Annotated in this window: 13 protein-coding genes; 6 read left to right on the forward strand and 7 right to left on the reverse strand. The window is 71.7% G+C overall.

Annotation, left to right across the window (positions count from 1 at the left end; all coding sequences use genetic code 11):
* Window positions 1–26: 26 nt before the first annotated feature.
* Window positions 27–1,301, reverse strand: coding sequence for a hypothetical protein (locus tag BUE42_RS19530; protein ID WP_073466967.1), 1,275 nt, complete (start codon window positions 1,299–1,301; stop codon window positions 27–29).
* Complete coding sequence (locus tag BUE42_RS19535) at window positions 1,294–3,735, reverse strand: hypothetical protein (RefSeq protein ID WP_073466968.1); 2,442 nt, start codon at window positions 3,733–3,735, stop codon at window positions 1,294–1,296. Before BUE42_RS19535 ends, BUE42_RS19530 begins: the two co-directional genes overlap by 8 nt.
* A gap of 216 nt (window positions 3,736–3,951) precedes the next feature.
* Here BUE42_RS19535 and BUE42_RS19540 point away from each other — a divergent pair, with 216 nt between their 5' ends.
* Window positions 3,952–5,979, forward strand: a complete 2,028-nt coding sequence (locus BUE42_RS19540; protein ID WP_073466969.1) for a CHAT domain-containing protein — start codon at window positions 3,952–3,954, stop codon at window positions 5,977–5,979.
* Between the two features lie 17 nt (window positions 5,980–5,996).
* A complete protein-coding gene (locus BUE42_RS19545; protein WP_073466970.1) occupies window positions 5,997–10,640 on the forward strand; it encodes an NACHT and WD repeat domain-containing protein in 4,644 nt (1,547 codons plus the stop codon).
* On the opposite strand, the gene BUE42_RS19550 is transcribed toward BUE42_RS19545, so the two are convergent.
* From BUE42_RS19550 to BUE42_RS19560, 3 genes are all read right to left on the reverse strand, one after another.
* Entirely contained in the window at window positions 10,606–10,953 is a 348-nt protein-coding gene (locus tag BUE42_RS19550; protein ID WP_073466971.1) for a CU044_2847 family protein, read from the reverse strand. The genes BUE42_RS19545 and BUE42_RS19550 overlap by 35 nt on opposite strands.
* Window positions 10,954–11,019: 66 nt before the next feature.
* On the reverse strand, window positions 11,020–12,021 hold the full coding sequence (locus BUE42_RS19555) for a S1C family serine protease (protein ID WP_235002465.1): 1,002 nt from the start codon (window positions 12,019–12,021) through the stop codon (window positions 11,020–11,022).
* Between the two features lie 152 nt (window positions 12,022–12,173).
* Window positions 12,174–13,322 carry a GGDEF domain-containing protein gene (locus BUE42_RS19560; RefSeq protein ID WP_143171615.1) on the reverse strand — a complete coding sequence of 383 codons (1,149 nt, stop codon included), beginning with the start codon at window positions 13,320–13,322 and terminating at the stop codon, window positions 12,174–12,176.
* 226 nt (window positions 13,323–13,548) lie between these two features.
* Between BUE42_RS19560 and BUE42_RS19565 the strand changes: the two genes are divergently transcribed.
* Both BUE42_RS19565 and BUE42_RS19570 read left to right on the forward strand, forming a co-directional pair.
* Window positions 13,549–15,549: a putative bifunctional diguanylate cyclase/phosphodiesterase gene (locus BUE42_RS19565; RefSeq protein ID WP_073466974.1), complete on the forward strand. Its 2,001-nt coding sequence runs from the start codon at window positions 13,549–13,551 to the stop codon at window positions 15,547–15,549.
* A 37-nt stretch (window positions 15,550–15,586) separates the two neighbouring features.
* Window positions 15,587–16,213, forward strand: coding sequence for a LysE/ArgO family amino acid transporter (locus BUE42_RS19570; RefSeq protein ID WP_073466975.1), 627 nt, complete (start codon window positions 15,587–15,589; stop codon window positions 16,211–16,213).
* On the opposite strand, the gene BUE42_RS19575 is transcribed toward BUE42_RS19570, so the two are convergent.
* Both BUE42_RS19575 and BUE42_RS19580 read right to left on the reverse strand, forming a co-directional pair.
* Window positions 16,134–17,420, reverse strand: a complete 1,287-nt coding sequence (locus BUE42_RS19575; RefSeq protein WP_073466976.1) for an HAF repeat-containing protein — start codon at window positions 17,418–17,420, stop codon at window positions 16,134–16,136. The genes BUE42_RS19570 and BUE42_RS19575 overlap by 80 nt on opposite strands.
* Entirely contained in the window at window positions 17,417–18,607 is a 1,191-nt protein-coding gene (locus BUE42_RS19580) for a hypothetical protein (protein ID WP_073466977.1), read from the reverse strand. Before BUE42_RS19580 ends, BUE42_RS19575 begins: the two co-directional genes overlap by 4 nt.
* Before the next feature lie 198 nt (window positions 18,608–18,805).
* Between BUE42_RS19580 and BUE42_RS19585 the strand changes: the two genes are divergently transcribed.
* Both BUE42_RS19585 and BUE42_RS19590 read left to right on the forward strand, forming a co-directional pair.
* Window positions 18,806–19,276: an MgtC/SapB family protein gene (locus BUE42_RS19585; RefSeq protein WP_073467002.1), complete on the forward strand. Its 471-nt coding sequence runs from the start codon at window positions 18,806–18,808 to the stop codon at window positions 19,274–19,276.
* A gap of 5 nt (window positions 19,277–19,281) precedes the next feature.
* Window positions 19,282–19,881 (forward strand): M15 family metallopeptidase, encoded by a 600-nt coding sequence (locus BUE42_RS19590; RefSeq protein ID WP_073466978.1) that lies wholly within the window; start codon window positions 19,282–19,284, stop codon window positions 19,879–19,881.
* Window positions 19,882–19,886: the final 5 nt, after the last annotated feature.

A 19,886-nucleotide genomic window follows, 5' to 3' on the forward strand; every position in this document is an offset into this window, starting at 1 on the left:
GGTGAGGGGAAGGTGGAAGGGATCGGTCAGGCGGCCTGCAACGCGCCGCCCATTCGCAGCATCGATTGCTGCTGTTGTTCGAGGATGCGTTTCGCCTCCTGCGGCTGGCCGCCGCAGCGTGCGAGTTGCAGGCCGGTCAGCCCGAGCGTGCGCAGCGGCTCGGTCCACAGCCAGTGGGCCGAGCTGAACAGCGCCGGGCCGAGCGTCGACTGCAGCTCGTCGAGCGCCGCCGGGCTGACGCGCTGCGGGTGCAGCAGCTCGCGCAGCGAGCGGCCGCGGAAGCAGCGCATCGGCGTCTCGACCAGCAGCCGCGCCAGCTCGGGCAGCAGCGGCTGCGAATCGGTGATCAGCGCGCGCGTGCCGCTGTCGACCCGCTCCAGCGGGTGCAGCCCGGTCCACGCGAGCTCCAGGTCGTCCCACGGGCCGGCGCCGTAGCAGTGGCGGCACAGCGCCGCACCGAGCTGCACCCGCAGGTAGCTGACCGGATGCGGGTCGCCGGGCGAGAAGCGGAACACCAGGCTCGGCTCGCCGGACAGCACGTCGTGCAGTGCGGCCACGCTCGCGAAGCCGGTGTGGCCGAACGCGAACGCATCGGCCGCGATCTCGCTGGCCCAGCTCGCCCACACGTCGGCCAGCTCACCCCGCGAGCCGGCCTGCACCAACCCGTGCTGCAGCAGCGTGCGCAGCTCGTCGTTCCAGCCGGTGATGTGCGCCGCCTGGTGGCCGGCCTCGTGGATCAGCGCGGTCGGCCGCAGCAGGTTGTGGCGGGTGATCTTGATGGTCGCGACCGGGCACACCGCGCCGCCGTCCCACAGCCGCAGGCCGGCTTTCATGATCGCGGCACCGGCGCCGCTGTCGAGGTAGGTCAGCACCACCGGCGTCGGGTGGCCGAGTTCGTCGAGTACCTGCGACATGCTGCGGTAGGCCAGGCTGTCGCAGGCGCGCAGCATCGCGGCCACCTGCGGGTTGGTGCGGGTGTTGATCGCGTCGGCAAAGAAATCCAGCGTGGTCTCGGTGCGCAGGTACTGGCGCCGAAAGGCCAGCAGCAGGCGGCGCACCTGCGCCTGCGCGGCCAGGCTGCGCGCCGCCTGGGCGTGCGCCAGCAGCACCTGCGCATCGGCGGCCAGCGCGTCGACCTTGGACTGCAGGTGGCGGCGCAGCGCGAGCCCGAGGTACTGCTCGAGCCGGCCCCAGGCCACGTCGCCGGCCAGGTTGTCCAGCGCCAGCCGCGACGCGGCCAGCACCCAGTGAGCGATCTGACGCTGGGTCTGCAGCGCGGCAGCGGCTTGCAGGTCAGCCACAGCGGTGCCCCGGTGCCACCGTGACCGTCACCGCGGGCGGTGGGTCGAGCGCGAGTTCGGCCGGTGCCGCGCCGCGGCCGGCCATCGCGTCGCACACCGCCTTCAGCGACGGCGGGTGGGCGATCGCGAAGCGCAGCGTGACGCCGTCGGCCGCGTTCTCGGTGGCCGCGATGAAGGCCGCCGACTGCGCCTGGATGAAGCTCGCGAAGCCCTGCACCAGCCAGTTCTGCAGCGCCGCGGCGTAGCGCGCGGCCTGGGCCTGTGGCAGGTTCTGCAGGCTGGCGTTGGCGGTCGGCGAGGCACCGGCGTTCACGACGCGCAGGCCGCGCCCCGGCGGGCCGGACAGGATGTGCTTCAGGCGGCCCTGCAGCGCGCGCGCGAAGCCGGCACTCAGCACGCCGGCATTCGTCGACTGGCGCAACCGCATCGCGAGCTTCTGCGCCTTGGCTTCGCTCAGGAAGATGCAGGCGCGGATCTGGTCCTGCGTGCAGTCGAAGCGCAGGCCGAGGTGCATCGCGCGGCGGGCGTGCGCGTGGACGTGGCCATGACCGTGTCGATGGCCATGGCGGTGCATCGCATGCGGACGCCGGCCGCCGGCGTCGATGCGGTAGAAGCGCTGGCCCATCGCCGGCCGCTGTCCGTTGCCGTCGAACGCACGGCCGAGCCCCGGCGCGCCGAGCAGCGTCGCCGCGGCCTGCGGCGTCAGCGGGTGCAGCTCCTGGCTGCCGAGCGCGCCCGAGGGGTCGCCCTGCTCGAACTCGTTGCGCGCGATGTCGGCCAGGCTGGTGCCGGGCAGTGCCTCGTAGAGGTGCAGCTGCGCATCGGTCGACTCGCCCTCCGGCAGGCCGAGCTGCTCGTGCAGGAAATCGGCCAGCGGCGCGCCCTCGAAGCTCGCGACTTCGGCCGCCATGTGCGGCGTGATGCGCACATCGAACACCCGCGTGCAGCGCTTGTAGCGCTTGCGCCCGCGCAGCGGCAGCATCACCCAGCCGGCATCGACGCCGGCCTCGAGCAGCTCCGGCCGCTGGCGGTAGGTGCCGGGCGGCAGCACCGCCGGCAGGTTGGCGGCAGCCGCCTGCTCGAAGGCCTCCATCGCATAGCCTTCGAGCAGCTCGGGCTGGTCGAGCACGTGGTCGGGCAGCGCGGCGATGCGGCCGACCGTCTCCTCGACGGTGGCGGCCACGGCCGAGGCGGCGAGGCCGGCCTCCTGCTCTGGCGTCATCCCCTCGGCCATTTCCAGGTTCAGCAGCTTCAGGCCGGAGTCGACGATCGCGCGCGACAGCACGCCGGCCTGCTGCGGGCCGATCAGGCCGGAGATCAGCTTGGCCAGCAGCGGCGACAGGAAGTTGATCACGCGCGGCCGGCCGATCAGGCGGATGCCGAGCTTCAGCACCGGCAGCACGGCCGGGATGAAGTTCTCCATCATCGGCTGCGGGCTCTCGCCGGGCCGCAGGTCCTGCAGCTCCTGGATGAAGCGCTCGCGGGCGTCGTCGAGCTCGGCGAACACCGGCGGCGCCTCGGCCTGGCCGAGCGCGACGGATTGCGCGACCTCCATGTCGAGCTGCGTCTCGTCCTGCGCGAGCACCGCGTTGGCGACCTGCTGGTCGAACTCCTGCTGCGGCGGCGGCGCGTCGGCGCCGGCCACGGCCTGCACGCCGGCGGCGGCGAGGTCGGTGTCGGCGGCGGTGGCATCGGTGGCCGTCGGAGCAGGTGCCGGCTCCGGCGGCGCGAAGCCGAGCTTGCGTGCGAGCTGCAGCGCGATCGGCTGCACCGGTGCCGGCAGGTGGCCGATGGCCTTCTGCAGCACGCGTTGCAGCAGCGGCTTGATCAGCGCCTTGATGCGCGACAGCAGCGGCCCGAGCGTGAGCTTCGTGACGCCCTGGATCGCCGCGCCGGCGACCTTCTTCACGATGCCGCCGACCTTTTTGAACAGCTTGCCGAAGAACTGCTCGAACTGCGGTTCCTGCTGCATCTCGTAGCTGCCGGCCGGCGCATATCCCTCCAGGAAGGCATCGACCTCGCCCTCGACCAGCCCGGCGCCCTGGCGCGGGGCGAACTGCTGCGCCATCGCGTCGACCATCGCCTCGCATTCGCGCACCAGCGGCGAGAAGTGCTGCATCACCGCGCGGTCGGCCTGGCTGCGTTGCATGCCGGCGAAGAGTTGCCGGTCGTGCAGGGCGCGGGCATGGCATTCGAGTTCGAACAGTGCCTCGTCGAACTCCTCGTCGTGCAGTTCGTCGATCAGTCCGGCACAGGCTTCGCGCATCGGGTCGTCGTAGGCGGTTTCGTCGTCGCCGGCCTCGTACACCGAGACGAAGGGCGAGCGCGTGGCGGCGCGCTCGGAGATGCCGTAGCCGACGGAGGTTTCCGATTCGGCGGGCGGCCTGAAGCTGTCGAAGGCCAGGAACGGCGCGGGGATGGTGGCAACACTCACGGCAGGCACTCCTCGTTGGATTCACGGACAGGACGCCGCGGCACGGCATCTCTTGACTGTGAAAACGCAAAGGCCGGCGTGAGTCCGACAGCGCGAACTAGGGGGGTGGGCGCCGGCCCCCCGGAGTGCGGGGGAATGGGCGCGGCGTCCGTCCGAATGGGGATGCGCCGAGCCGGCCAGCGGCGTCCACTCGACCTGTTTCTCCCGAGGCCACCGATGATCGACGCCTACCGGAATCTCGACATCCGACTGTTCAACCATGTCCGCGCCGCGGACGGGGAGCGCTTCTGCGTGCAGGTGGAGTCGTCGCTGGCAGGCGGGCAGGGCGTTCCGGAAGAGGTGTGCGTCCCCGAGGACTTGGCGCAGCAGCTCGCGGCGCTCGACGCGCGCCGGCTGGGCGGCCAGCGCAGCGAGCTGATCGCGCTCGGCCAGCGCATCGGGGCCTTGCTGCTGCCGCCGGTGGCGCGCAGCTTCTTCACCAGCTCGCTGGCGAAGCTGGCGCCGAACGAGGGCCTGCGCCTGCGCATCAAGTGCAGCGCGATCGCGCTCGACGTGGTGCCCTGGGAGTTCGCCTACGTCGAGCGCGACCTCGATGGCGGCGGCGAAGCGCTCGGCCTGCGCGGCTTCCTGGTGGGCGACAGCCGCGTCTCGGTGGTGCGCTACGAGGTCTGCTCGCAGCTCGCGGCGCCGGTGCAGGGCCGCCGCGCCGGCTGGCGGCTGCTGGCCGTGCCGTGCGAGCCCGAAGACCGCCGCATGCCGGGCCAGCCGCTGCAGGTCGACCAGGAGCTGAAGAACCTGCGCGCGGCCATCGCCGGCGTCGGCGGGCTGGAGATGCTGGTGTGCCAGCCGGCCACGCGCGAGGCGCTGCAGCGCGTGCTGCTCGACGGCACCGAGATCTTCCATTTCAGCGGCCATGGCGAGGTCATGACGCCTGCGCACGGCGGCGCGCCGTCGGCCCACCTGATCCTGCAGCGCGACGACGGCGCGAGCGATCCGTGGGAGGTCGATGCGCTGGCGCGTTCGCTGGCCTCGAAGGGCATCCGGCTCGCGGTGCTCGCGGCCTGCCAGTCGGCGCGCACCGACGGCCGCAACAAGTGGGCCGGCGTCGCGCCGTCGCTGGTGCGGGCCGGCATCCCGGTGGTGATCGGCATGCAGTACTCGGTGTACGACGCGAGCGCGGTCGCGTTCTCGAAGATGCTGTACCTGGCGCTGTCGCGCGTCGACACGATCGACGAGGCGATGGCCGAGGCGCGCGGCGCGATCATGAACCTGGACCTGCAGACCGGCCGCGATTTCGCGACGCCGGTGCTCTACATGCGCATCGCCGAAGGGCATGAGCTGGGGCTGCGCGCTGCGCTCGCGGGGCCTGCCGCCGCGCCGGCCGCCGTGCGCGCCGGCTCCAGCAGCGAGGTGGCGATCGTGCTGTCGGAGATCGCCGAGCTGCATGACCACAAGGTGGTGCACGACGCGCTGCATTCCACGCGCGGCGACCTCACGATGATCCAGCTGCGGCGCGACGAATTCCCGGCCGGCAGCTCGCTCGCGCAGTTCTCGGCGCACTGCCGCGACATGAAGAAGCGCCTGCTCGACGTGCGACGCGTCGCGCAGCAGGAGCGCTGCGATGCGCAGCTGATGCTGCCGCTGATCGAGGAGTTCGCGGCCGCGGTGGGCACGCTGGAGGAGGCGCTGGCCCAGCGCTCGGTCGACCGGCTGGACGATGCACTCGCCGCGTTCGACACGCTGCTGACCGTGCAACCGGCGCTGATCGACACGACGATGGCCTCGCTGGCGAAGCACCTCGACCTGGAGCTGCTGCTGGCCTTCCTGGGCGGCGTGGGCGCCGATTTCGACGCCGGCGCGATCGAGGAGATCCGCGCGCTCGGGCTGCGGCTGCGCAAGGGCGCGACGGTGCACACGCTGTGCCAGGGCCTCGACAACCGGCTCGCGGTGATCCGCAAGGCCGCCGAGGCGCAGCGCTTCCACGAGATCCGCCGGCAGTGGCGGGTGCTGTCGGATTCGATCGCGCGCATGCTGCCCGACTGGACCTCGGCCGGCTGCGCCGACCTGGGCCGCCATGCCGAGCTGCTGGGCAGCGGCGTCGCGGCCAACGATGCGCTGTCGACCTGCACCGCGTTCGGCGAATTCTGCGACGACTTCGACTATGGCTTCTACACCATCGATTCCGACCTGAAGCAGCTGTGCGGTGACATGAAGGACAAGGTGTCCGGCGGGCGCCGCGCCTGAGCCGCCGAGGAATCGCGATGAACCTGCCGGACCGACTGCCGTTCCAGACGATCGCCGACTTCCAGGAGGTGCACGAGGCCTTGATGCTGCGGCTCGACCAGGTGGAGCTGCAGGTGCAAGCCGAAGCGACGGCCGAGGCGGGCAGCATGGCTGCGGGCGACGCCCCCGACGGCCCTGACGACCACAGTGCCGAGCACGAGCGGCAGCACCTGCTCGGCATGTTCCCCGACGTCGCCGCCTTCCTGCAGCGCGGCTCGGCCGGTGGCGCCTACCTCGACGAGACGAAGGAGCGCCGGGCCTGCCAGGCGATGCTCGACTACTGGGCCGGCCGCTGCTACAGCCACGGCCTGGACGTCACGCGCCCGCTGCTGGTGCCGCACGATCCGGCGCTGCTGCCGCAACTGTCGGACGAGGCCTGCCCGTACCTCGGGCTGGCGGCGTTCGGCGAATCCGATGCGAAGCACTTCTTCGGCCGCGACGACCAGATCGCGGCGCTGGTGGAGCGGCTGCGGCGGCAGCGGCTGTTGATCGTCACCGGCGCGTCGGGCAGCGGCAAGTCGTCGCTGGTGCTGGCCGGGCTGGTGCCGGCGCTGCGCCGCGGCGTGGTGGGCGGCGAGGTGGAGGGCAGCGCCGCCTGGGTCTACCCGCCGCCGCTCACGCCGGGCGTGACGCCGCTGCGCCAGCTGGCCCACGCGCTGGCGCTCGCGGCCGCCGGTGGCGAGCCCGAGCCCGACGATGCCACGATCGCCGACCACGCGGCGCAGTTGCTGCGCGACCCGAACCATGCCGTCGCGATGCTGTCGCCGGTGGAGCAGCCGGTGCTGCTGGTCGTCGACCAGTTCGAGGAGGCGCTGACGCTGCGCACCGAGCAGACCTCGGCGGCGCACCTCGCGTTCGTCGCGGCGCTGTGCGCGGTGGTCGATGCGCCCGGCCCGGCGCACCGTGTCGTCGCGACGATGCGCAAGGATGTCGAGCCGCAGCTGGCCCGCGAGTACCCCGACCTGAACCGCCGCTACGGCGAGGCCGAGTTCTCGGTGTACTCGATGGAGGCGACGCGGCTGCGCGAGGCGATCGAGCGACCGGCCCAGCAGGTCGGGCTGAAGTTCCAGGACGGGCTGGTCGACGAGCTGATCAAGAGCGTGGTCGGCGAGGACGCCAGCCTGCCGCTGCTGCAGTTCAGCCTGACCTCGCTGTGGGCGCGGCGCAAGGGCAACCTGATCACGCGCGACGCGTATCGCGAGGTCGGCAGCCCGCGCCAGGCGATGGCCGAAGCCGCCAAGCGGGTGTACGAGGCGCTGCCGCGCGAGCAGCAGCTGGCGGCGCAGAAGGTGTTCCTCGCGCTGTCGCGCCCCGGCGAGGCGGCCAGCGTGTTCCGCAGCCGCGCGACGCGGCGCGTGCTGCGCGGCGTGGCCCACCCGCCCAACGTCGAGGCGGTGCTCGACAAGTTCGTGCGGGCGCGGCTGGTGCGGCTCACGCCGGCGCCGTCGGGCGACCCGATGGACGACGTGGCCGAGGTCGCGCACGAATCGCTGCTGCGCAACTGGGACCTGCTCGACCACCTGTTCGCCGAGCAGCGCGTCGAGCGCGAGCGCCGCGCCTTCCTGCGCAAGCAGGCCGAGAAATGGCGCGAGGGCGAGTTCGACAAGGCCTTCCTGCTCAGCGGGCTGGCGCTCGAGCAGGCCAATGCGGAGTTCGACCGCGCCGCGATCACGCCGCTCGAGCGCGAGTTCCTCGGTGCGAGCGATGCGGCGGAGCTGGCGCTGCGGTATGCCCGTGAAGACGAGGAGGCGCGGCGCATCGCGGTCGAGCGTGAACGCGCCGACCTGGCAGAAACACGCGTGCTCATCGCAAGAAAGGCCGCAGACGATCAGCAGTACGCCAATCGGCGCATTGCCAGGCGGTTGCGCTGGGCCAAGGGGTTCGGCATCGCGGCACTCGGCTTGTTCGGGCTGGCGATCGGCGGCTGGATCTATGCGCAATCGACGAGTTCGGCCAGGGTCGCGGAGGCCGAGCAGCGCGCGGCGGACCGCGTGGCCCGGGCGGAGGACGACGCGATGCGGATCGGGCGCGACGCGAGCGTGCGGTCGCAGCAAGCGAGCGCGAAGGCGCAGGCCGCGCAGCGCTTCGTCGAGGACGCGATGCGCGAGGCCGACGAGGTGCGGCAAGTGGCCGATCGGACGCGCGTCGCGGCGCAGGCCGAAGCCGCGACGGCCAAGCGACAGGCGGGCGAGGCGCGCACGGCGCTCGCGACGGCGGAGCGGCAGCGCGACGGAACCTGGCTGTCGATGCTGGCCTCGCGCGCCGGCAGCGTCGCCGCGGTCAATGCCGAGCAGAGCCTGGCGCTGGCCAATGACGTCGTCGAGCGCGACCCGCAGCGGCTGAACGCGGTGGTGCCGGCCGTCATCGAGGCGACCCAGTACCGCTGGGCGTCGCAACGGCTGACCAAGGACCTGCTGGGGCCGGTGGATGCGCTGATGCTGGCCCCCGACGGGCAGCACATGCTGGTGGCCGGTGCCGAGGGCATCTCCGAATGGGAACTCGGCATGCCGGCCTTCAGCCCGCAGCGCCGCCTGGCCTGGCCGATCCCGCCGGGCACGGTGCACAGCGTGGCCTACGGCGCCGACGGCCGGCAGGTGGTGGCGGCCACCGACGCGGGCGTGGTGCTGTGGCCCGCGTCGCCGACGACGCAGACCCCGGTGCCGCCCCGCGTGCTGGAAGGCAGCAGCGATGTCGACCACCTCGGCTTCAGTCCCGATGGCCGGCGGCTGGCCGGCATCACGACCGACGCGAACGAGCTGCGGGTGTGGTCGGTCGACGACGGCAAGCTGCTGTTCAGCCGGCGTCCGCGCAATGCCGATACCAACCAGGTCGGCGGCCTGATGGGCACGGTGTTCCTCACCGGCAGCGGCGAACTCGTCGCGGCACAGCGCCCGGGCGCGTCGGGCCTCGGCGTGCGGCTGTTCACCTTCGATGACAAGGGCACGCAGACCGCCAGCGCCGACGTGCAGCCGTGCAAGGACCTCGGCTTCGCCTTCGCGCAGGGCGGTGGCACCCTGGGCGTCTCGGTGTTCCCGCAACTGTGCCTGCTCGGCCTGCCGCAGCTGGAGGGCCAGGACCGGTTGCCGTTCCAGCGCGTCGACCGCGGTGAATCGGGCGGCATCGACGACATCATCATCAACCGCGACGGCCGGCGCGTCGTCAAGCTGCTGCGCGGCGCGGGCGAGGTACAGGTGTCGGACCTCGTGTCCGGCGGCCTGTGGCGGCTGCAAGGCGCGTTCGACATGCCCCGGCTCCAATCCTACGAATCGCTGGTGAGCCTGAGCGAGCAGGGCAACCGGCTGGCCGTCAAGGCGGCCGACGGCGGGGTGCGCGTGTACGACCTGCGCCCGCGGCTGCGGCCGCTCGGCGACCGCGTGGAGCCCCGGTGGGTGAGTCGCGACGAAACCCGGATGCTGACCGCGACCGGCGGCTCCGCGGGCGACGGGCTCGAACTGCGCCGGCTGCGCGACGGCCAGCTGTTGCAGCGCCTGGACACGCCCGGTCCGCATGATCCGGCGGCCCGGGTCGGTGTGTCGCCGGACGAGTCGCAGCTGGTGCTCTCGAGCAAGTGCGCCACGTCCGGCCCGCCATGCCTGACCGGCTTCGACCTCGCGAGCGGGCGGCAGCTTTCGCAGCACCGCTACGACCGGGTCGTCTCGCGCATCGACGACCTGCACCTGGTGCAGGACGACCGGGCGTGGATCCTCTACACCGCGGCCGAGCAGCCGGTGTTCCAGCTGGATCTGCCCGCCGGCGCCAGGGCGAGGTTCCCCCCCGGCGCAGAGCCGCTGGTGCTCGGCCATGCCCGGCTGTTCGCGACGAAGACCGTGCTGCCGGGCCGGGTGCGCATCGAGGTGCAGGCGATCGAGCGGGGCGTGGCCCGCGTCGTGCGCCGCATCGAACGGGATGCGCCGAAAGGCATGAACATGGCGTTCCTCGGGGCAGGGCGGATGCTGCAGCTGTGGGATGCGGAGCACACCGAGTTGTGGGACCTGCGCACCGACGCATCGACCCCGGCGCTGGTGCTGGGGCCGCCGTGGGGCGGCGGCCTGGTCGTCAACGAGGCGACCGGGCTGGTGGCACGGCGCACGCCGTCCGGATGGGAACTGCTCGACCCGAGCGGGCACGCGGTGCGCGATCGGCAGAACAATGCGGTGGTGCTGCGCCCCGAGATGGAGATCGACCCGAGCGGGCGCCACGCGTACGGCAAGAGCGAAAGCGGCGACGGCCTCGAGCTGCGGCTGCTCGACGACCCGGCGGCGCCGCCGATCGTGCTGAAGGGCTGGCCGGCGGAGGTCGCCTTCAGCCGTGCGGGCGGCGTGATGGCGGTGGGGCTGACGGACCAGCAGCGCCTGCGGGTCTACCGCCTGCCGTCGACCGAACCGATCCTGGAGACCGACCTGCCGCTCTTCACCGCGACCCGCTTGACCCCGCAGGGCGGCTACATGATCGACCGCAACGGCCGCCTCGTTCCAACCGACGGCCGGCGCGTGATGGACGAGGCGCAGGCCCAGGCGAGCCGCGACCTCGACCCCGGCGAGCGCTGCCAGCTGCTCGGTGCCCCGCCGGGCTGCCTGAGCCGGAAGCTCAGCCCGCAGCGGCCTTCTTCCAGCTCGCGCTGACCTTGATCGAGCCGTTGGCCTCGCCCTTCGTGATGCAGGGGATGCCGGCCTCGCCCTTGAAGCCGAGGTTCAGCTCGACGCTCCAGCTGTCGGGCTGCGTGGCCTCCAGCGCCTCGCGCACCGGCCGCGTCACGGCGGACAGCAGGCTGCGCATCTCCTGGCCGACGTCGCGCACCTTGTCGGCCACCGCACCGCGTTCGGCCAGGCCGCCGCGCTCGACCAGTCCGGCGGAGGCCGGCACCAGGAGGGCATCGGCGGCATCGACCTCGACGCTGAGCAGCACGCCGTCGATCAGGATCTCTCGTGTGGCCATGGGGGTTCTCCAGACGCGTTCGATCGCGTCCGTCGAGCATAGGCGCCCCGGCCGGCGCGGTCCTCGTCAGGGTTGGGGATGCGCGACCGTCGGCCGCACCGTCAGGTACATCGGCTGGCCGGTCGCGTTGCCGCGCAGCAGCTTCAGCACGCAGTCGCGGTTGACGCGGCTCGCGTCGAGCGCCTGGTGCAGCCGGTCGACCGACTCGATCGCCAGCCCGTCGATGCCGATCAGCAGGTCACCCTCGCGCAGCCCGGCGCGCGCGCCCGGGCTGCCCGGCTCGACCGCCGAGACGCGCACGCCGTGCGACTGCGCGAGCCCGAGGCCGACCACGATGCGCCGGTCGAGCGCCGTCGTGCTGCCGCCCACGCCGAGGTAGCCGCGCTGCACGCGGCCGTGCTGCAGCAACTGCGGAATCACCCATTCGGCGATGTCGATCGCCACCGCGAAGCTGATCGACTGCGCGCCGCGGATGATCGCGGTGTTGACGCCGATCACCTCGCCGCGCGAGTTCAGCAGCGGGCCGCCGGAGTTGCCGGGGTTCAGCGCCGCATCGGTCTGGATCACGTCCGGGATCAGGCGCCCGGTGCCGGCCCGCATGCTGCGGCCGAGCGCGCTGACGATGCCGGCCGTCACGGTGTGCTCGAAGCCGAGCGGGTTGCCGATCGCGATCGCGATCTCGCCGCGCCGCAGCAGCGCCGAGCGGCCGATCGGCAAGGGCGTGAGGCCGCCGCGCGACATGCCGTCGATGTGCAGCAGTGCGAGGTCGGTGTCGGGGTCGTCGCCGACCCAGCGCGCATCGAACTCGCGGCCGTCGCTCAGCGACACGCGCTGGCGCGTGACCTGCGGCGACGGCAGCGTGGCCGCGCCGGCGCGCGTCACGTGCGAGTTGGTCAGCAGGTAGCCGTCGGGCGTGAACAGGAAACCGGAGCCGCCGCCGAGCGTGGCATCGCGGTCGCTGCTGCTGCCCACGAGCTTGACCGACGCGACGCTCGGCCCGGCGCGCTCGACCACGTCGGACACGGTCTGTGAATAGGCATCGAGCAGAAAGGCGTCGTTCGCACCCACGGGGAGATCCTCCAGACAGCCCATCTGGGAGCGGGTCGGCGCGCTTTCAAGTACCCCGTTCGCCCTGAGCCCATACCCGTTCGGGCTGAGCTTGTCGAAGCCCTGTCTCGCTGGCCACCGGCCCTTCGACAGGCTCAGGGCGAACGGGTGCGCTAGCCCGCCACCACGCGATCGCGGCCTTCAGCCTTCGCGCGGTAGAGCGCGTCGTCCGCGCGTTGCAGCACCTGTTCGGCGTTCTCTCCCTCGCGGGTGGTCGCCAGCCCGATGCTGACCGTGATGCTCAGCCCCGCGGACACATCGCCCCAGGCCTCGCCGGCCACCGCGCGCCTGACCCGTTCGGCGATCGCCAGCGCCGTCGGCGGCTCGCTGGTCGCGAGCAGCAGCAGGAACTCCTCGCCGCCGTAGCGGCCGATGCGGTCGTCTGCCCGCAGCGAGCGCACCGCGCCCAGCACGAAACGCCGCAGCGCGGTGTCGCCGACCAGGTGCCCGTGGCCGTCGTTGACCAGCTTGAAGTGGTCGAGGTCCATCAGCGCGACCGACGGCCGCGCGCCGGCCTGCAGCGCGTCGTCCAGCGCGCCGAGGATCGCGCGGCGGTTCAGCGCGCCGGTCAGCTCGTCGCGCGTGGCCAGCGCATGCAGCTGGTTCTGCGCCTGCGCGAGCTCGCGGTTGCGCGTGCCCAGCAGTTGCCGCACCGAGGCGCCATACAAGCCCACCACCGCGCAGCGCCCGATCGCCAGCGACAGCCACATCGCCGACAGCGCCGCCTGCCACGGCGTGGCGCACGGCAGTGCCGGCGCGCGGCCCGCCAGCCCGATGGCCGCTGCCAGCCCGAGCGAGATCGTCACCCACAAGGGCAGCAGCTGGCGCGGCGTGAGCCGCAGCGCGCTGAACGCGAACACGATGAAGACGATGGTGATCGACAGCACGCCGACCTCGGGCGCCAGCACCACCATCACCAGCTGCAGCCCCGAGGCCGCCAGCATCTGCGGGCCGGTCAGGTACGGGTCGGCGAAGCGCTCGCTCCAGCCGCGGTGCAGCATCAGGAAGAAGGCCCCGCCGGCGAACGCGCCGCCGACCAGGTAGACGAACGGGGCCAGCAACCCGACCGCGCCGGCGACATGCAGCAGGAACAGCAACACCGCATCGATCGCGTAGCTTGCGACCACCATGCGCAGCATGCGCATGCGCTCGCCCCGGCGCCGCAGCGCGCGGGCGGGGAGGTCTTCCGGCATGGCCGGCGGCAGGTGGCTGCCGGCGGCGGGAAACGGAACGGGTGGCAGGCTGGAGGGCAGGGTGGGCACGCCCTCAATCTCGGCCCGCGCCGTTGCTTCTTGAGCACACCGGCCGTGCCATCGTCCACGCCCGCACCGCCGGAGTGCCTCCGGGCGTGCATACCTCACGCAACAGGGGGAAGGCGTTGACCTGCGGCGCCTCAGGTCGGCTCCGGCGCTGCCGATATCCCGCGATGGAAAGCCGTCGCCTGGCAGTTGGACCAGGCTCGAACGGCTGCCGGAGTTCCGAATTCGAATGACCTCGCTCAATCCCACGTGGCGCGCGCTGCTCGGCTGGCTGCTGGCCGGCGCGCTCGCGTGCGCCATGGTGGCCTGGGCGATGAAGACGGCGTCGCGCGCGCAACTGCGTGCCGATGCCGAGCACAGCGCGCTGCAGTGGGCGAACTACGTGCGCGACACGGTGCCCGAACTCGACACCATCTTTGCCGGCGAGCCATTGACGCCGGCCGCCATCGAGCAGCTCAGCCGCCTGCGCCACCTGGGCGAGGTGTTTCGCTTCAAGCTCTACGACCCGCACGGGCGCGAGCTGCTGGTGTCCGAGCAGCTCGGGCTCGGTGCCGACGAGCTGGCGCGCGCCCGCGCCGTCGCACCGCTGGACACACTGGCCCGCAGCCCCGAGGTGCGCGACCTGGTGCTCGGCGGGCGCAGCATCGTCTACCTGCGGCATTCGCAGCGCGTCGACCGGCCGAGCGTGTACAGCGAGGCCTACATCCCGGTGCAGGGCGCCAACGGCAACGTCGGCGGCGTGGTCGAGGTGTATGTCGACCAGGCCGATCGCGCGGCGCGCATCGCGTCGGCCTTCTTGCGGGTGGCGATCGCGGTGGTGGCGGCGCTGGGTCTGTTGCTCGGGCTGAGCCTGTGGCAGTGGATGGTGCGCACGCGCCGCGAGCGCCAGGTCGAAGACAAGGTGCGCTTTCTGGCCGAACACGACCCGCTGACCGGGTTGATGAACCGCGCGAGCTTCAATGCCGCGCTCAGCGAGGCCGAGGCGCGCTCGCGCGCCGGCGGCCCGAAGTTCGCGGTGCTGTGCCTCGACCTCGATCACTTCAAGCTGATCAACGACACGCACGGCCAGGCGGCCGGCGACGCCACGCTGTGCGCGGTCGCGGCGCGGCTGCGCGACGTGGTGCGGCAGTTCGACCTGGTCGCGCGGCTGGGCGGCGACGAGTTCGCGATCCTGCAGAGCGGCGTGCGCGGCTCGGACGACGTGTCGTCGTTCGCGCAGCGCGTGGTCGACGTGCTGGCCGCGCCGCACGAGCTGGGGGACCGGCGCATCGAGGGCGGTGCGAGCGTCGGCGCGGCGATCTACGGCACCGACGGGCTCACGCGCGACGAGCTGCTGCACAAGGCCGACCTGGCGCTGTACCGCGCGAAGGCCGACGGCCGCGGGCAGTTCAGCTTCTACGACGCCGCGATGGATGCCGACCTGCAGCTGCGCCGCGCGCTGGTGCACGACCTGCGCCACGCGATCGCGGACGAGCAGCTGACGCTGCACTTCCAGCCGCTGTTCGAGGCCGAGGCGCTGCGGCTGAGCGGCTACGAGGCGCTCGCGCGCTGGTCGCACCCCGAGCGCGGCGCGATCTCGCCGGCCGAGTTCATTCCGCTGGCCGAGCAGGCCGGGCTGATCGAGCCGTTGGGCCGCTGGGTGCTGCTGCGGGCCTGCGAGGAGGCGGCCCGCTGGCCGTCGCAACTCGAGGTGTCGGTGAACCTGTCGGCCGCGCAGTTCCAGGGCGACCTGATCGGCGTGGTGTCGGAGTGCCTGACGCGCTCGGGGCTGGCGCCGCAGCGGCTGCAGCTGGAGATCACCGAATCGCTGCTGATGCGCAACACCGAGCAGGTGCTGCAGACCTTGCAGACGCTGCAGGCGCTGGGCGCACGCATCGTGATGGACGATTTCGGGACCGGGTACTCGAGCCTGGCCTACCTGTGGCGCTTCCCGTTCAACAAGGTCAAGATCGACCGGGCGTTCACGCAGAACATGGAGCGCGACCCGAAGGTCGACCTGATTGTCGGCTCGATCGTCTCGCTCTCGCATGCGCTCGGCATGAAGGTCAACGCCGAGGGCGCCGAGACGGCGTCGCAGCTGGCGCGGCTGCGGGCGCACGGCTGCGACGAGATCCAGGGTTTCCTGCTGGGCCGGCCGGTGCCGGCGCACCAGCTGCGGCACGACGATCCGCTGGCGTGGCGTTCGACGCGCAGGGAGCCGCGGTCGAGCACGCTCGATCCGGTGATCTGAAAAGACCGCTGAGGTCCAGGGCGTGACAATGCCCGCCATGAATTCCGCCCTGTTCTTCCAGTCGCTGCTGATCGGCTTGTCGATCGCCGCACCCGTCGGCCCGATTGGCCTGCTGACGATCCAGCGCACGCTCGACGCCGGCTGGCGCGCGGGCCTGGCGACCGGCCTGGGCGCGGCGGCCGCCGACACCGTCTACGGCGCCGTCGGGGCGTTCGGCGCCACCGCGCTGATCGCGTGGCTGGTCGGCGCGAAGCTCTGGCTCGCGGTGTTCGGCGGGCTGGTGCTGCTGCGGCTCGCGTGGTCGGGCTGGCACCAATCGGCCGGTGGCGAAGCGAGCGCCGCGAAGGCACCGGTGCCTTCGCTGTGGACCTGCTTCGCGACCACCTTCGCGCTGACGCTGTCGAACCCGATGACCATCGTGTCCTTCATCGCGATCTTCGGTGCGATGAGCGCGCAGGTGGCCGGCGGCTCGCCCTGGGTGATGGTGGCCGGCGTGCTGGTGGGCTCGGCGCTGTGGTGGTTGGTGCTGTCGGTCGGCGTGGGCCGGCTGCGTCACAGCTTCCGGCCCGCGTGGCGGCGCGCGATCAACAGGGCATCGGCATTGCTGCTCGCAGGTTTCGCGCTGTGGCAGTGGGGCGGCCTGCTGACCCCGATGCTCCATTGAGCCGCCGACGCGCCGCGCCGCCGATCAACAGCAGGCCCACGCCCCACAGCGCGAGCGTGGCCGGCTCGGGGATCGGCGAGATCAGGTAGGCGTGCCCGTAGCCGCTGTTGACGACGAACTGGCCCTGGTCGTTGATGCCGGTGACGTTGCGGAACCAGTCGCCGTCGGCCAGCGTGAACAGGCTGTTGACGTCGATGACGCCTTGGCCGTTGGCGCCGGTGATGAACGCGAAGTCGCGCCCGAAGCGGTTGTTGTGGATCGTGCCCGCGATCTGCCCGAACTCGTTGATGGCGGAGGTGTCGCTGAACGAGGCCGGCCCGTACTGGCCCGACCCACCCAGGTTGCCCGGCGTGTAGTTGTCGATGCCCGAGAAATCGAGCGGCTTCACGGTGCCGGAATCGTTGCCGATGTAGGCGTTGCGGCCGACGTACTCCTGCGGCCCGATGTAGGTGCCGGCGATCTGGCCGTTGTTGTTGATCGAGCTCTCCTGGTAGTGCACCGCCGCGGGCAGCGCGACGGGGTTGCCGCCATTCGCGCCGGTCACGAAGGTGCCGGCCTGGTTCAACTCGCTGTAGCCGATGTGGCCGACCACGCGGCCGGCGTCGTTGAGGCCGTTGCCGAACAGCGGTTGCCCGTTCAGGCTGCCGAGCGCGCGCATCGACTGGCCATTGGCATCGGTGATGAAGCCTTGCTGGGGATCCAGCACGTCCGGGTAGGTCGGCAGGTCGTTCCTCGCGCCACCCGTCATGCCGATCACCTGGCCGCTGGCATTGATCGCGGTGGCCATGCTGTTGACGGCGCCGAGGGTGCCCAGGTCCTGCAGCGTCGTGCTGTTGCTGCCGCGCAGAAATGCGTGGAAGCTGCCGGTGGCCGTTTGTGCCGCGCCGACCACCTGGCCGGCATCGTTGATGCCATACGCCTTGCTCCAGCTGCCGCCGAAGCTGCCGACGCCCGTCAGGCCGGTGCCGTTGGCGCCGCTGACGAAGCCGCGGTAGTCGCCGACCGACGACCAGCCGTTGAAGCCGTTCGTGTACGCATAGCCACTGACCTGGCCGCTGTTGTTGAGGCCGGTCGCATACATCAGGTCGCCGGTGCCCAGCTGGCCGAGGTCGAACAGCTGGTACTGCGTGGTCTGCGCCTGGGCCGGTGCGGTGCAGGCGAGGCCGGCGGCCAGTGCCAGCGAAGCGACGAGTGTGGATGTCTTCATGAGGTCTCCCTGAGGTTCGAGGTGTTTCGGCCACGCCAGCCGATGAGCAGCAGCCCGCCGGTCCACAGCGCGAGCGTGACCGGTTCGGGGATGGGCGAGATGAGATAGGCATGGCCCCTCGCGGTGTTCGCGATGAACTGGCCGAGGTTGTTGACGCCGGTCGCGTAGACGAAGTGGTCGCCGTCGCCGAGCGTGAACAGGCTGTCGAGGGAGACGGCGCCCTCGCCGTTGGCACCGGTGATGAAGGCGAAGTAATCCGCGGCGTGGCCGTTGCTGAACATGCCGGCCACCTGGCCGCTGTCGTTCAGTGCCATCGCCTTGCTGCCGGAGATCGGGCCGTACTGGCCGAAGCCGCCGAGGTTGCCGTACTCATAGCCTTGCACGTTGCCGAAATCGATGTGGGTCTCCACGCCGCCGGGCGTGCCGATGAAGGCGTCGGCGTACAGGTACGCAACCCCATACAGGCCGGCCACCTGGCCGTGGTTGTTGATCGCGTTGACGCCGATGGTGTCGTCGAAAACGGCGCGGGGCGAGGTGGCATTCGGTCCGGTCACGAAGCTGCTGCCGTAATTGGCAGGGCTCATTCCACCGGCCACCTGTCCGCGGTCGTTGATGGCGTGGCCGAACAGCGGTTGGCCGTCCAGGCTGCCGAGGGCTTGCAGGTTGCTGCCGTTCGAGCCGGACACGAAGCCGCGCGGGTCGCTGCCGTTCGGGTTGGAGCCGCTCGCGACACCGACCACCTGGCCGCTGGCGTTGATGCCGGTCGCGGTGCTGTTGGTGCTGCCGGCGAGCGTGCCGATGTCGGTGAGCGGACCGCCGGCGCTGCCGATGAAGGCGCGGAAGCCGCCCGACACCGTCTGCGAATCGCCGACCACCTGGCCAGCGTTGTTGATCGCGAAGGCACGGCTCCAGCTGCCGCCGAGCGTGCCGAGGCCGGTGAGGCCGGCGCCGTTCGGGCCGGTCACGAAGGCGTTGTAGAGATCCGAAGCCGAGTCGCCGCTGCGGCCATCGCCATACGAATAACCGACGACCTGGCCGAGGTCGTTGATGCCGGTGGCCCACATCTGCTGGCCGGGCGTGAGCGAGCCGAGGTCGAACAGCGAGTACTCGGTGGCCTGCGCGAGCGGGGGCGCGACCAGCGCAGCCAGCACCGCGATCGCAGCCAGAAGGCGCGGCGTCTTCGTCATGGAGATCTCCCTCGGCGGCGGGCACCCGGGCGGATGCGCACGTGAATCGAAATTTAGGAGGGCGGGCGAGGGCGGCGCAAGGCGCAATGTCGCGAGCCGGCGTAGGTTTGCTCCTACGCCGATTGCGGTTCGTTACGTGCATGCGCGCCGAGGCTGGCGCGATAGCATCCGGCGTCACCGTTGATGGACGCCGCCGCGATGAACCGAGTCGTGCAGACCCTGCTGGAAGAGTTCTCCGACCTCGCCGACGTTGAGCAGATCACGCGCGTGTTGTTGCGCCTGACGCTGGCGGCCTTGCTGGGTGGCGTGCTCGGCTACGAGCGGCAGAGCCAGGGCAAGGCCGCCGGCATCCGCACGCACATGCTGGTGGCGATGGGGGCGGCACTGTTCGTGCTGGTGCCGCAGCAGGGTGGCATGCAGGTGGCCGATCTCAGCCGCGTGATCCAGGGCGTGGTGGCCGGCGTCGGCTTCCTCGGGGCGGGCGCGATCCTGAAGCTGCGCGACGAAGAACAGGTGCTGGGCCTGACAACGGCCGCAGGCGTGTTCATGACGGCGGCGATCGGCGTGGCCTGCGGTCTGGGCCGCGAGTCGACGGCCTTGCTGAGCACCTTGCTCGCGCTGGTGGTGCTGGCGCTGGTGCCGAAGCTCGTGGCCCGTGGATCGAAGTAGCCGTCATGCGTTGCGAAGCCATCGACACCCATCCCGATTTCCGCCGGCTGTCGGCGATCGACGGCGTGGCGGTGGACCTGCGCTACGCGAGCGTGCGCAACTTCGTCGGGCGGGACCTGTACGGTGCGCTCGACTGCGCCTGGCTGCATCGCCTGGCCGCCGACGGGTTGGCGCAGGCCGTCGCCGGCCTGGCTGAAGCGGCACCGGGGCATCGGTTGCTGGTGCTCGATGCGCTGCGCCCGCACCGGGTGCAGATCCAGCTGTGGGATCACCTGGACGGCACCGACCTGCGGCAGTACGTGGCCGACCCGGCGCGCGGCTCGATCCACTCGTTCGGCATGGCGCTGGACGCCACGCTGGTCGACGAAGCCGGCCACGAACTCGACATGGGCAGCGGCTTCGACGAGATGACGGCGCTGTCGCATCCGGTGCTGGAAGCACAGCACCTCGCGAGCGGCGCGCTGACGCCGGCCCAGCACGCGAACCGCCGGCTGCTGCGCGACGTGCTGGGCGCGGTGGGGTTCCGCGGCATCGACAACGAGTGGTGGCACTTCGAGATGCTGGACCGTCAGCTGGTGCGCGGGCAGTTCACGCGGGTGGATTGACGGCC

This window comes from Rhizobacter sp. OV335 (assembly GCF_900142965.1).
In the GTDB taxonomy this organism is placed as follows: domain Bacteria; phylum Pseudomonadota; class Gammaproteobacteria; order Burkholderiales; family Burkholderiaceae_C; genus Rhizobacter.

Bases quoted from the DNA above. Each gene is read 5' to 3' on its own strand.
- BUE42_RS19590 (WP_073466978.1), top strand. From the start codon at position 19,282: ATGCGTTGCGAAGCCATCGACACCCATCCCGATTTCCGCCGGCTGTCG.
- BUE42_RS19580 (WP_073466977.1), bottom strand. From the start codon at position 18,607: ATGACGAAGACGCCGCGCCTTCTGGCTGCGATCGCGGTGCTGGCTGCG.
- BUE42_RS19570 (WP_073466975.1), top strand. From the start codon at position 15,587: ATGAATTCCGCCCTGTTCTTCCAGTCGCTGCTGATCGGCTTGTCGATC.
- BUE42_RS19575 (WP_073466976.1), bottom strand. From the start codon at position 17,420: ATGAAGACATCCACACTCGTCGCTTCGCTGGCACTGGCCGCCGGCCTC.
- BUE42_RS19565 (WP_073466974.1), top strand. From the start codon at position 13,549: ATGACCTCGCTCAATCCCACGTGGCGCGCGCTGCTCGGCTGGCTGCTG.
- BUE42_RS19550 (WP_073466971.1), bottom strand. From the start codon at position 10,953: ATGGCCACACGAGAGATCCTGATCGACGGCGTGCTGCTCAGCGTCGAG.
- BUE42_RS19585 (WP_073467002.1), top strand. From the start codon at position 18,806: ATGAACCGAGTCGTGCAGACCCTGCTGGAAGAGTTCTCCGACCTCGCC.
- BUE42_RS19545 (WP_073466970.1), top strand. From the start codon at position 5,997: ATGAACCTGCCGGACCGACTGCCGTTCCAGACGATCGCCGACTTCCAG.
- BUE42_RS19540 (WP_073466969.1), top strand. From the start codon at position 3,952: ATGATCGACGCCTACCGGAATCTCGACATCCGACTGTTCAACCATGTC.